7 protein-coding genes are annotated in these 12,808 nt (G+C 56.3%); 3 read left to right on the top strand and 4 right to left on the bottom strand.

The features are described from left to right. Positions 1-65: 65 nt before the first annotated feature. Positions 66-1,880: a glycosyl hydrolase family 28 protein gene (locus FGI04_RS20235; RefSeq protein WP_407274200.1), complete on the top strand. Its 1,815-nt coding sequence runs from the start codon at positions 66-68 to the stop codon at positions 1,878-1,880. Between the two features lie 68 nt (positions 1,881-1,948). Here FGI04_RS20235 and rep read toward each other — a convergent pair whose 3' ends face one another. After that, a complete protein-coding gene (rep, locus tag FGI04_RS20230) occupies positions 1,949-3,973 on the bottom strand; it encodes a DNA helicase Rep (RefSeq protein WP_342699363.1) in 2,025 nt (674 codons plus the stop codon). Between the two features lie 183 nt (positions 3,974-4,156). Between rep and ppiC the strand changes: the two genes are divergently transcribed. Continuing rightward, on the top strand, positions 4,157-4,438 hold the full coding sequence (gene ppiC, locus FGI04_RS20225) for a peptidylprolyl isomerase PpiC (RefSeq protein WP_012767933.1): 282 nt from the start codon (positions 4,157-4,159) through the stop codon (positions 4,436-4,438). A gap of 362 nt (positions 4,439-4,800) precedes the next feature. Here ppiC and putA read toward each other — a convergent pair whose 3' ends face one another. Next, positions 4,801-8,778 (bottom strand): trifunctional transcriptional regulator/proline dehydrogenase/L-glutamate gamma-semialdehyde dehydrogenase, encoded by a 3,978-nt coding sequence (putA, locus tag FGI04_RS20220; RefSeq protein ID WP_407337157.1) that lies wholly within the window; start codon positions 8,776-8,778, stop codon positions 4,801-4,803. A 393-nt stretch (positions 8,779-9,171) separates the two neighbouring features. Between putA and putP the strand changes: the two genes are divergently transcribed. After that, positions 9,172-10,671, top strand: a complete 1,500-nt coding sequence (gene putP / locus FGI04_RS20215) for a sodium/proline symporter PutP (RefSeq protein ID WP_210174832.1) — start codon at positions 9,172-9,174, stop codon at positions 10,669-10,671. A 38-nt stretch (positions 10,672-10,709) separates the two neighbouring features. Here the strand turns inward: putP and FGI04_RS20210 are convergent, their stop codons facing one another. Continuing rightward, positions 10,710-11,096 (bottom strand): hypothetical protein, encoded by a 387-nt coding sequence (locus tag FGI04_RS20210; RefSeq protein WP_342699365.1) that lies wholly within the window; start codon positions 11,094-11,096, stop codon positions 10,710-10,712. 105 nt (positions 11,097-11,201) lie between these two features. Next, positions 11,202-12,680, bottom strand: coding sequence for a ketol-acid reductoisomerase (gene ilvC, locus FGI04_RS20205; protein ID WP_407337155.1), 1,479 nt, complete (start codon positions 12,678-12,680; stop codon positions 11,202-11,204). Positions 12,681-12,808: the final 128 nt, after the last annotated feature.

Here is a 12,808-nt window from a genome sequence, read left to right as displayed (position 1 = left end):
CTGACGTCAATACGATTTCTGACGTCATTGCGTATTTTTGAAATAAACACAATGAAGGAACAAGGATGAAAACGCTCATATTTTTCCGGCGCCATACTCTGGCGTCGATGGTGTCGGCCTGCCTGATCAGTCTCCCGGCGCTGGCAATCGCCAGTCCTGCTCAAGTCCCGCAAAAGCTACAGGTACCGACGTTGTCTAACGATGACCACAGTGTGGTGCTGGTGTGGGACGCGCCAGAAGATACCTCCAATATCACCGATTACCAGATTTACCAGAACGGCCAGTTGATTGGACTCGCCAGCCAAAATAACGACAAGAACTCGCCAGCGAAACCGTACATCAGTGCGTTTTACAAAAATGACACGGCCAGTTTTCACCATCGCATTGTGGTACAAAACGCCAAAATCGATGGACTGAAAGCCAACACTGACTACCGGTTCACCGTGCGGGCCGTCTATGCCGACGGAACAACGTCCACGGACAGCAACACGGTCACCGCCACCACCACCGCCACGCCGACAGTCATCAACATTACCCAGTACGGTGCGAAGGGCGACGGCACCACGCTCAATACCAGCGCGATACAAAAGGCGATCAACGCCTGCCCAAGCGGCTGTCGCATCGATGTCCCAGCTGGCGTTTTCAAGACAGGCGCATTGTGGCTGAAAAGCGACATGACCCTGAATCTGTTGCAGGGTGCGACGTTATTAGGTTCGGATAACGCGGCGGATTACCCTGATGCCTATAAGATTTACAGTTATTCATCCCAGATGCGGCCTGCCTCGCTTATCAACGCCATCGACAAAAACAGTTCAGCCGTTGGGACATTCACAAACATTCGTATCGTCGGTAAAGGCGTTATCGACGGCAACGGCTGGAAACGCGGCACAGACGCCAAAGATGAACTGGGCAACAGCCTGCCGCAGTACGTGAAGAGTGATAACAGCAAGGTTAGCAAAGACGGTATTCTGGCTAAAAACCAGGTTGCTGCGGCCACCGCTACCGGCATGGATACCAAAACCGCGTACAGCCAGCGCCGTTCAAGCCTCATCACTCTGCGCGGCGTCAAAAACGCTTACATCGCCGATGTGACCATCCGTAACCCAGCCAACCACGGCGTGATGTTCCTGGAAAGCCAAAATGTGGTGGAAAACGGCGTCACCCATCAGACATTCAACGCCAACAATGGCGACGGCGTCGAATTTGGCAACAGCCAAAACATCATGGTATTCAACAGCGTATTTGATACCGGAGACGACAGTATCAACTTCGCCGCCGGTATGGGTCAGTCCGCGCAACACAAGGAGCCGACGCAAAATGCCTGGCTATTCAATAACTATTTCCGTCACGGGCATGGTGCGGTCGTACTGGGTAGCCATACCGGTGCCGGCATCGTCGATGTACTGGCGGAAAATAACGTGATAAGCCAAAGCGACATCGGCCTGCGGGCCAAAAGCGCCCCGGCTATCGGTGGTGGTGCGCATGGCATCATCTTCCGTAACAGTGCGCTGAAAAACCTGGCCAAACAGGTGGTTATCGTGACGTTAAGTTACGCTGACAACAACGGCACCACCGATTACACCCCCGCCACGGTACCAGCACGTTTTTATGACTTCACCGTCAAAAACATCACCGTGCAGGACAGCACCGGGTCAAGCCCATCGATTGAAATCAGCGGTGACTGCAGCAAAGACATCTGGCACAGCCAGTTTACTTTCAGCAATATGAAACTCAGCGGTGTAAGCCCGACGTCAATCAGTGACCTGAGCGACAGCCAGTTCAATAACCTGACGTTCAGCAACCTGCGTAGCGGATCTTCACCGTGGAAATTCGGTACGGTGAAAAACGTGACCGTAGACGGTAAAACCGTCACGCCCTGACCGTTAGCCTCAACACGCCGGGCCATCGCGCCCGGCATAGCTTCCCGCGTTAGTCTTTTCTTCCCGAGTTAGTCTTTGTCTCTGGCCTTCGCCAGTTGGGCGCGCAGGTTGGCCAGATGATTCTGCCCTTTCTGCATCCGCTCCTGTGGGCTGACGACTTTGCGTTCGGTTTCCCACATCACATCATCCTGCGGCAATTCCAGCAGGAAACGACTCGGCTCTGGGCGAATTAACTCACCGTATTGCCGACGCTCGCGGCACAAGGTAAACGTCAGTTCTTTCTGTGCCCGGGTAATGCCCACATAGGCCAGACGACGCTCCTCGTCGACATTATCCTCATCAATGCTGGTCTGGTGCGGTAACAACCCTTCTTCCATGCCGACCAGATACACGTAAGGGAACTCCAGCCCTTTAGAGGCGTGCAGCGTCATCAGTTGCACCTGATCCAGTTCTTCTTCGGCCTCGTTACGTTCCATCATATCACGCAGGGTAAACCGGGTGACGACCTGGGTCAGCGTCATCGGTTCATCCAAATCGCTGCCCTCCAGCATTTCCGTCATCCAGGTAAACAGCGTATTGACGTTTTTCATGCGCATTTCCGCGGCTTTCGGACTGGGCGAGGTTTCATACAACCAGCTTTCGTAATCCAGCCCGTGGATCAAATCACGTACCGCTTTCACCGGTTCCTGTTCCGCCAGTCGGGCAATGTCACCGATCCACTGCGTGAAACGCTGCAATGACTCCAGCCCGCGCCCGCTCAGGGTCTGGCTCAGCCCCATATCGAAGCTGGCGTTAAACAGGCTACGGTTGCGCTGCCTGGCCCACTCGCCCAGCTTTTGCAGTGTCGCCGGGCCGATTTCACGCTTGGGTGTATTCACGATGCGCAAGAATGCGCTGTCGTCTTCCGGGTTGGTCAGCACGCGTAAGTAAGCCAGCAGGTCTTTGATTTCCGGGCGAGAGAAAAACGACGTACCGCCGGAAATGCGATAAGGGATGCGGTTTTGCATCAACACTTTTTCGAACAACCGGGACTGGTGGTTACCGCGATAAAGAATGGCGTAGTCGCCATACTGGGTTTTGCGGATAAAGTGGTGGGCAATCAGCTCACCTACCACCCGTTCCGCTTCATGATCTTCGTTATTGGCGGTGATGATTTTCAGCTCTTCACCATATCCCAACTCGGAATACAGCCGCTTTTCGAACACGTGCGGGTTGTTGGCGATAAGAATATTCGCGGCCTTGAGAATTCGCCCAGACGAGCGGTAATTCTGCTCTAGCTTGACAACCTGCAATTGCGGAAAGTCCTGCTGCAACAGCGACAAGTTTTGTGGGCGAGCACCGCGCCAGGAGTAAATCGACTGGTCGTCGTCGCCCACTACGGTAAAGCGCGCCCGACTGCCTACCAGCAACTTCACCAGTTCGTACTGGCTGGTGTTGGTATCCTGATATTCATCCACCAGCAAATAACGCAGGCGGTTCTGCCAGCGTTCACGCACCTCTTCATTGCGTTTAAGCAGCAACGTTGGCAGCAGGATCAGGTCATCAAAATCCAACACGTTGCAGGCCCGCAGATGCTCGTCATACAGCCGGTAGCAATGCGCAAACAACCGGTCCCGCTCTGAGCGCGCCAGTGCTGCTGCCTGTGCAGGGTCAATCAGGTCGTTTTTCCAGTTGGACAAGGCAGACACAAGCTGTTGCAGCAAGTCCTTGTCGTTTTGCAGCCACAACTCCGTCAGCTCTTTTAACAGCGCCAGCTGATCCTGATCGTCAAACAACGAGAAGTTAGACTTCATGCCCAACGCCGCGTACTCACGCTTGATGATCTCAAGCCCCAACGTATGGAAGGTCGCAATCAGCAAACCACGGGTTTCCTGACGCCCCAGTGTTTGCGCCACACGCTCTTTCATCTCCCGAGCCGCTTTGTTGGTAAAGGTCACGGCTGCGATATGGCGGGCCTGATAGCCGCAGCCCCGGATCAGATGGGCGATTTTTTGGGTAATCACTCGCGTTTTGCCGGATCCCGCCCCGGCCAGGACCAGACAGGGACCGGTCACAAATTCAACGGCGTGTTGTTGGCTGGGATTCATGCGCATGATGTTTCGAGCTCGACGTTCAAACGGAAGGGGATTGTAACAGAACAGGATTGTAGCAAAAGTCCGGACCAGCGCGAGGTCTCCTTCCCCAAACAGGAACGCGCGCCGCATTTCCTTTCGTCACAAGGGGGTGCTAGGCTGTGACTGGTAACATCGGCTTTCCCTTTGCTCAAGGAGCGTACTATGGCAAATACCGCAGCAGCATTGCACATTCTGGTGGATACCGAACAGCAGGCCACCGACATTCTGGCTCAACTCGAGAAGGGAGCAGACTTTCAGCAGTTAGCAAAAAAACACTCGACCTGCCCGTCAAAGCGTAATGGCGGCGACTTAGGCGAATTCCGTAAAGGCGACATGGTTCCGGATTTCGACAAGGCGGTGTTTTCCTGCGAGCTGCTCAAACCCTTCGGCCCGGTCAAAACCCAGTTCGGCTACCACATTATCAAGGTGCTGTACCGTAACTAATGGGAGTAGAGGCGGCGAGATTCGTTTTTAGGCTGTTAACACCCCCTCTTACATTACAGGTGGGTGCTTTCTGGCATTAAAACTGTGCTGAGGTGGGCGACTTCGTCGGATGAGCCGCATGGACGCAGCGAAAGCCTGTGCCGTGCTGGGAGCACGTCACAGGCGGTCCGAACAGCGAAGGCGAACGCCGAAGGGACCGCGGTAGCGGCGCAGTTTAGCCATTAGCCAGAGGTCAAGGAGAGGCGGCGTTGAGCCTCTCCTTGTCGTGCGTGCGATGATGCAGCAAAAGAATAACCGATGTTATCAAGCACGAAACCTTCCACAGTTCCGACATAAATCACCGATAACAACCTCTGGTGTCATTAACCTATAGTCATCAGGCTGGCGTTGCCGCCCGCGGCAGCGGTGTTAATACTGAGCGAGCGCTCGATCAGCAACCGTTCCAGCACAATGTCAGTTTCGCCACGGGACAGCCCCTGCACACTAACAATCGCCCCATCGCGTTGCGCTAACTGCTCGCTAAACTGACGCAACTGATCGGCATCACCGTGGAAAATCACCGCGTCAAACCGGCTGCCGTCCGTTATGCCATCACGGCAGAATACCAGCCGTGCCTGTACCGGTTCAGGCAGGTGCCGATACAGCGCCTGTCGCTCCGGCGTTTCACGCCATAACGCCCGGCTGCCCACCGCCAGCACCGCCGCCAGTTGCACCAGCGCGTCATCGTCATTATCCGCCACACACAGCACCTGCTCTCGCGGCAACAACGTATAGGTATTACGCTCGCCGGTCGGGCCGGGTAATACCCGAATGGTGCCGCTCTGCGTCAGCCCGGCATAACGCTGGCAACAAGACTCCAGCACGTTACGCTGCGTCTGCCGCGCCCAGGTTTCCAGTGCTTGTAATCCGGCCAGCAGTGTCTGACGTGCGGTGAAATCGGCCGGGCGTTCGTTGTCCTGATGGGTGAATACCTGCGTTGCGGCATCATCCGGGCGATACGACAGCAACCGGTGCAGATAAAGCGGCCCGCCCGCTTTGGGACCGGTACCGGATAACCCCTCACCACCAAACGGCTGTACGCCGACCACCGCACCGACCATATTGCGGTTCACATACAGATTGCCCACCTTCGCCAGCCCCGTCACCCGCGCGATGGTTTCATCGATACGGGTATGCAGACCCAGCGTGAGGCCGTAACCGGCCGCGTTGATGTGTCGAATCAATGGCTCCAGTTGATGGCGGGAATAACGCACGATGTGCAGCACCGGACCGAACACCTCCTGTTGCAGTTCTTCCACACTGTCCAGCTCAATCAGCGTCGGGGGAATGAAATACCCGTGTCCCCATTCCGCCTCATCCCGGCTATTCGGCCAGGCGGCCTGAAACACCGGCCGCCCTTTGGCCCTCATCATGTGAATATGGTGACTAATCCGCTGCTTCGCATCGCCATCGATCAGTGGCCCAACATCGGTGGAAAGTCGCTCCGGGTTCCCCATGCGGTACTCCGCCATCGCCCCGCGTAGCATCGTCAGCGTTTTGTCCGCGACTTCCTCCTGCACACACAACAGCCGCAACGCCGAACAACGTTGACCGGCACTATCAAACGCCGACGTCATCACATCCGCCACCACCTGTTCGGTCAGCGCCGACGAATCAACAATCATCGCGTTGATACCGCCGGTTTCAGCGATGAGCGGCGTGGTACGCCCCTGCGGGTCGAGCCGTCCAGCCAGCGCGCGTTGTAGCTGAGAAGCGACAGCCGTAGAACCGGTAAACATGACCCCGCGTACCCGTTCGTCACGCACCAGTGCAGCGCCCACGGTTTCGCCATTCCCCGGTAACAATTGCAGCGCCCCGATCGGCACCCCAGCCTCATGCAGTATCTGCACTGCCTGCGCCGCAATCAGCGGTGTCTGCTCTGCTGGTTTAGCCAGTACACTGTTACCCGCCGCCAGCGCTGCCGCCACCTGACCGGTGAAAATAGCGAGCGGGAAATTCCACGGGCTGATGCATACCACCGGCCCCAGTGGGCGGTAATCATGATTGTTGAATGTCTCGCGCACCAATGCGGCGTAATAACGTAAGAAATCCACGGCTTCACGGACTTCCGCCACCGCATTCGCCAGCGTTTTTCCCGCCTCCCGTACCAGCAATCCCAACAGATGTTGTTGCTGGTTTTCCAGCAGGTCGGCCGCCCGCGACAGGATAGCGGCCCGTTCGGTGGCAGGCGTAGCGAACCAGATATCACCGGTGCTGGCTGCCTGCGCCAGCGCCAGTGTGACCTCCTGGGGCTGCGCTTCACGCACATAGCCCACCACATCACGCGGCTCAGCCGGGTTAACGACCGGTCGGGCCTCACCGCCGACATCGCCGTCGACAGCCAGTATCGGCTGTGCCTGCCAGGGTCGGGCGGCACTGCTTAGCAGCGCGCTGGATAGCGACGCCAGACGGTGCTCGCTGGATAAATCCAGCCCGCTGGCGTTGCGTCGCCCATTGCCATACAGCGCACGCGGCAACGGAATACGCGGATGCGGCAACCCAACCTGCCCATCCCGTACCGCCAGTACTTCCGCTTCCCTGACCGGGTCAGCCACCAGTGTTTCCAGTGCCACCGACGGGTCGGCAATCCGGTTGACAAACGAGGTATTGGCGCCATTTTCCAGCAAACGGCGCACCAGATAGGCCAACAAGGTTTCATGGGTGCCGACCGGGGCGTAAATCCGACATGGGCGGTTCAGTTTACCGTCCGCCACCTTACCCACCACCTGCTCATACAACGGTTCTCCCATGCCGTGCAGGCATTGGAACTCATATTGGCCTGGGTAGTAGTTGTTGCCTGCCAGATGGTAGATGGCGCTGAGCGTATGGGCGTTGTGGGTGGCAAACTGCGGGTAAATCAGGTTCGGCACCGCCAGCAGACGACGGGCACACGCCAGATAGGAGATATCGGTGTACAGCTTGCGGGTATAGACCGGGTAGTCTTCCAGACCATCCACCTGAGCGCGCTTGACTTCGCTATCCCAGTAAGCGCCTTTCACCAGCCGTACCATCAATCGCCGCTGACTACGACGCGCCAGGTCAATAATCGCGTCAATCACAAAGGGACAACGCTTCTGATAAGCCTGGATCACGAAACCGATGCCGTTCCACCCCGTCAGTTGGGGTTCAAAACACAACCGTTCGAGCAGGTCGAGAGACAGTTCCAGCCTGTCCGCTTCTTCGGCATCAATATTAATGCCGATATCGTAGTGCCGCGCCAACAGCGTTAACGACAGCAGGCGCGGATACAACTCGTCCATCACGCGCTCGTACTGCGCCCGGCTGTAGCGCGGGTGCAACGCCGAAAGTTTCATGGAAATACCCGGCCCTTCGTAAATACCACGCCCGCAGGCGGCTTTACCAATTGCGTGAATGGCCTGCTGATAAGATGCCAGATACGCCGTGGCATCATCACCGGTCATCGCCGCTTCGCCCAGCATGTCATAGGAATAACGGAAGCCTCGCGCCTCCAGCTTGCGGGCATTCGCCAATGCTTCGGCGATGGTTTCCCCGGTGACGAACTGCTCGCCCATCAACCGCATCGCCATGTCCACGCCTTTACGCACCAGCGGCTCACCGCTTTTGGCGATGATACGGTTCAACGCACCGGAGAGATGAGATTCATTGTGGGTCGACACCAGTTTGCCGGTCACCAGTAGCCCCCAGGCCGCGGCGTTGACGAACAGCGAGGTACTACGCCCAACGTGTGACTGCCAGTTACCGGTACTGATTTTGTCGCGAATCAGTGCGTCCCGCGTCGGTTTATCCGGAATACGCAACAGCGCCTCCGCCAGACACATCAACGCCACGCCCTCCTGCGATGACAGCGAAAATTCCTGCAACAGGCTCTGTACCATGCCTGCCCGGCCGCCGCTGTTTTTCTGCTGGCGTAACGTCGCCGCCAAACGGGCCGCCAGCGCGCTGGCAGCGTGCGACATCGCCTCTGGCATACGCGCTTGTTCCAGCAACATCGGTATCATCTCCGTTTCCGGCCGACGGTACGCCGCCGTGATCGCTGAACGTAGCACCGATTGCGGCAAAACCTGCTCTGCGAAGTCCAAAAACGGCTGGTGGGTTTCTTCTTGTGGCGATTGCGGCATAATCTCTGCCGCCTCACTCGGGTCTTGCCCGACCGGCGGAGGAATTTCAGGCGTGTCTGCACCACTTTCAAGGCGTTCGAGATAGCTGAAAATGGCCTGTTTAATCAGCCAGTGCGGCGTGCGATCGATGCGCTGCGCCGCGGCTTTAAGACGCTCACGCATGGCCTCATCGAGCTTGACGCCCATAGTCGTGGTGCCCATATCCGCTCCTGTTATGCGCCCTCAATACATCGAGTTGCAGAACAAAACGCTCGCGTTGGCCCAAAAGGCGAGGAAGAAAGCCAACGCACCTGCAACCTGAGGTATGACGGGTATAAGAAAGTGATGTTGGAAAGCAAAGCTACTATCCGGCATGTTGCAACTTTGTGCAACCTTGTTAATAAACTACGCTTTTCACCCTATTGCCGCCCATTCTTCTGAATGATCGCAGGCTTTACTGGCAATGCCAGCCGCGTTGGCATGTCGCTTTAGCCAGCCATCAGTTGAAAGGTGCAACCTGTAGCAACTATTATCGCGAATCCGTTCCGGCAAGCCGGACAGTGCCCGGCCTACCGGAGCGCAGGACTGACGGATCGCATCACAATGGAGAAAATAATGACGACGATGAGCACACCATTGCTGGTGACCTTTCTGGTGTACATCTTCGGGATGGTGTTGATCGGCCTGATGGCCTATCGCGCCACCCACAATTTTGGCGACTATATTCTGGGTGGACGTCGTATGGGGAGTGTGGTCACGGCGTTATCTGCCGGGGCCTCCGACATGAGCGGCTGGCTGCTGATGGGGTTGCCGGGGGCCGTCTTTCTGTCAGGTATCTCGGAAAGCTGGATAGCAATTGGCCTGACTATCGGCGCTTACCTGAACTGGACCTGGGTCGCCGGACGCCTGCGGGTACATACCGAGGTTAACCATAACGCGCTGACGCTGCCGGATTACTTCAGCCACCGCTTTGAAGATAAAAGCAAACTGCTGCGGGTCATTTCCGCGCTGGTGATCCTGGTGTTTTTCACCATTTATTGCGCTTCCGGCATTGTGGCGGGTGCCCGTCTGTTCGAAAGTACCTTCGGCATGAGCTACGACACCGCTTTATGGGCCGGTGCGGCGGCAACCATTGCCTATACCTTTATCGGCGGCTATCTGGCCGTTAGCTGGACTGACACCGTGCAGGCCAGCCTGATGATTTTCGCGCTGATCCTGACGCCGGTGATCGTCATTCTGTCGGTTGGCGGTATTGCACCATCACTGGCGGTCATTGAAAGCAAAAACCCGGCGAATCTGGACATGTTCAAGGGGTTGAACACCGTCGCGATTCTGTCGCTGCTGGGGTGGGGGTTGGGGTATTTCGGCCAGCCGCATATTCTGGCGCGCTTTATGGCGGCCGATTCACACCACACCATCCGCAATGCCCGTCGTATCAGTATGACCTGGATGGTGCTCTGTCTGGCCGGTGCCGTCACCGTCGGATTCTTCGGCATTGCCTACTTCACGGGTAACCCTGATCAGGCTGGCAACGTTGCTCAAAATGGTGAACGCGTCTTCATCGAACTGGCGCGTCTGCTGTTTAACCCGTGGATTGCTGGCGTGTTGCTGTCCGCGATTCTGGCGGCGGTGATGAGTACGCTCAGTTGCCAGCTGCTGGTGTGTTCCAGCGCCATCACTGAAGATTTGTACAAGCCGTTTCTGCGTAAAAACGCCAGTCAGAGAGAATTGGTCTGGGTCGGTCGTGCCATGGTGCTGCTGGTCTCAGTCATCGCGATTGCACTGGCGGTGAACCCTGAAAACCGCGTGCTGGGGCTGGTCAGTTACGCCTGGGCCGGTTTCGGCGCTGCCTTCGGCCCCGTCATTCTGATTTCCCTGCTGTGGCCACGAATGACTCGCAATGGTGCGCTGGCAGGCATGCTGGTCGGTGCCGTGACCGTGATCGTCTGGAAACAGTACGGCTGGCTGAATCTGTATGAAATCATCCCCGGTTTTCTGCTGTCCAGTGCGGCGATTATGGTCGTGAGCCTGCTGGGCCGGGCACCTTCTTCTGTCGTCACCGAGCGTTTCCAAAAGGCCGAACAGGTATTTAAGTCTGCACCGGCGGATGCCTGACCTTAAGATAACGATACGGCCCAGCGCATCGGGCCGTATTACGGGTGGGTCACGGTAATGCGGGTTTTCAGTGTTTCATAGCCGTCATGAAGGCGAACACGGTTATCTAACCGGTACACATCGCCAGTCAGGTTAATCACCAGTACACCCTCTTGCATACGGATATCGGCGTCACGGCTATTGGTCTTCAGGACCTCTTTGGCCTCCCCACCATTCACGCTGACGGTATACCGATAGACATCCCCTGCCATGGCACCACCGTTCCCCAGCTCCAGCAGATTCACCGTCACGTTGTTTTCAAGCCGGTATTGCCGTATCAACGTGTAATCGTCACCTGCCCCATAGAGAAAGGCCACCAGCATCACGGCCACGCCGACCACAGCAATACCGACTCTCCTTGAGAATAAAGAGAACGTCTTCGCCATTTTTATGTCCTGCATCGTTCATCCCTGCCCTACATTGTAAATTGAGTGCAAAAAAAACGGGGCGCAATCTGCGCCCCGCTCTCAGGAGGAAAGGTCCCGATGACCTTAGCCAGCGACCGCAATACGTTTCATATCGGTCATGTAGCCACGCAGTTTCTTACCCACAACCTCGATCGGGTGGTTGCGGATAGCTTCGTTCACGTCACGCAGTTGCGCGTTGTCCACACTGGTCGCTGCGACCGGTTTACCCAGATCGCCCGGCTGCAGGCTGTCCATGAACGCGCCTTTCAGCAACGGTACCGCCGCATTGGCGAACAGGTAGTTACCGTACTCAGCGGTATCGGAGATCACCACGTTCATTTCATACAAACGCTTACGAGCGATGGTGTTGGCGATCAACGGCAGTTCGTGCAGTGATTCGTAGTAAGCCGATTCTTCGATGATACCCGAGCTGACCATCGTTTCGAATGCCAGTTCTACACCCGCTTTTACCATCGCGATCATCAACACGCCGTTGTCGAAGTATTCCTGCTCAGCGATTTTACCTTCAAACTGCGGAGCGTTTTCAAACGCAGTTTTACCGGTTTCTTCACGCCAGGTCAGCAGTTTCACATCGTCGTTAGCCCAGTCAGCCATCATGCCGCTGGAGAATGCGCCGGAGATGATGTCGTCCATGTGTTTCTGGAACAACGGCACCATAATGCCTTTCAACTGCTCAGACAGCGCGAACGCACGCAGCTTGGCCGGGTTGGACAGACGATCCATCATCAGGGTAATACCGCCCTGCTTCAGTGCTTCGGTGATGGTTTCCCAACCGAACTGGATCAGTTTTTCCGCGTAAGCCGGATCAACGCCGTCAGCAACCAGCTTGTCGAAGCTCAGCAGAGAACCAGCCTGCAACATGCCGCACAGAATCGTCTGCTCGCCCATCAGGTCAGATTTCACTTCCGCCACGAAAGAAGACTCCAGCACGCCCGCACGGTGACCACCAGTCGCAGCCGCCCACGCTTTGGCGATCGCCATACCTTCGCCTTTCGGGTCATTTTCCGGATGAACGGCGATAAGCGTCGGTACGCCGAAACCACGTTTGTACTCTTCGCGGACTTCGGTACCCGGGCACTTCGGCGCCACCATCACTACGGTCAGGTCTTTACGAACCTGCTCGCCCACTTCAACGATGTTGAAACCGTGGGAATAACCCAGCGCAGCGCCTTGTTTCATCAACGGCTGTACCGCCTGTACCACAGCAGAATGCTGTTTGTCCGGCGTCAGGTTAACCACCAGATCCGCCTGCGGGATCAGTTCTTCATAGGTACCTACTTTAAAGCCGTTTTCGGTCGCTTTGCGCCATGAGGCACGTTTTTCAGCGATGGCTTCAGCACGCAGCGCATAGGCAATATCCAGACCGGAATCGCGCATGTTCAACCCTTGGTTCAGCCCCTGCGCGCCACACCCCACGATGACCACTTTCTTGCCTTTCAGGTAGCTGGCTTCATCCGCGAATTCGTCACGGCTCATGAAGCGGCATTTGCCTAATTGCGCCAGCTGCTGACGCAGGTTCAGTGTATTGAAGTAATTGGCCATGAGGCGTGCTCCATTTGATATTGTGTTTGCTTTATGTACGGGACAGCGATAACTACCGCCATCAGAATGCCATTATCATATGACAGGAAATACATTGCTTAAATTGATATATTAACAACGTCATATTG

The organism is Dickeya ananatis, assembly GCF_019464615.1.
GTDB lineage: Bacteria > Pseudomonadota > Gammaproteobacteria > Enterobacterales > Enterobacteriaceae > Dickeya > Dickeya oryzae.
Note: the sequence above shows the minus strand (reverse complement) of the source record. Positions and strands in the feature narration are given on the sequence as shown.

Bases quoted from the DNA above. Each gene is read 5' to 3' on its own strand.
- putA (WP_407337157.1), bottom strand. From the start codon at position 8,778: ATGGGCACCACGACTATGGGCGTCAAGCTCGATGAGGCCATGCGTGAG.
- putP (WP_210174832.1), top strand. From the start codon at position 9,172: ATGACGACGATGAGCACACCATTGCTGGTGACCTTTCTGGTGTACATC.
- ppiC (WP_012767933.1), top strand. From the start codon at position 4,157: ATGGCAAATACCGCAGCAGCATTGCACATTCTGGTGGATACCGAACAG.
- ilvC (WP_407337155.1), bottom strand. From the start codon at position 12,680: ATGGCCAATTACTTCAATACACTGAACCTGCGTCAGCAGCTGGCGCAA.
- FGI04_RS20210 (WP_342699365.1), bottom strand. From the start codon at position 11,096: ATGGCGAAGACGTTCTCTTTATTCTCAAGGAGAGTCGGTATTGCTGTG.
- rep (WP_342699363.1), bottom strand. From the start codon at position 3,973: ATGCGCATGAATCCCAGCCAACAACACGCCGTTGAATTTGTGACCGGT.
- FGI04_RS20235 (WP_407274200.1), top strand. From the start codon at position 66: ATGAAAACGCTCATATTTTTCCGGCGCCATACTCTGGCGTCGATGGTG.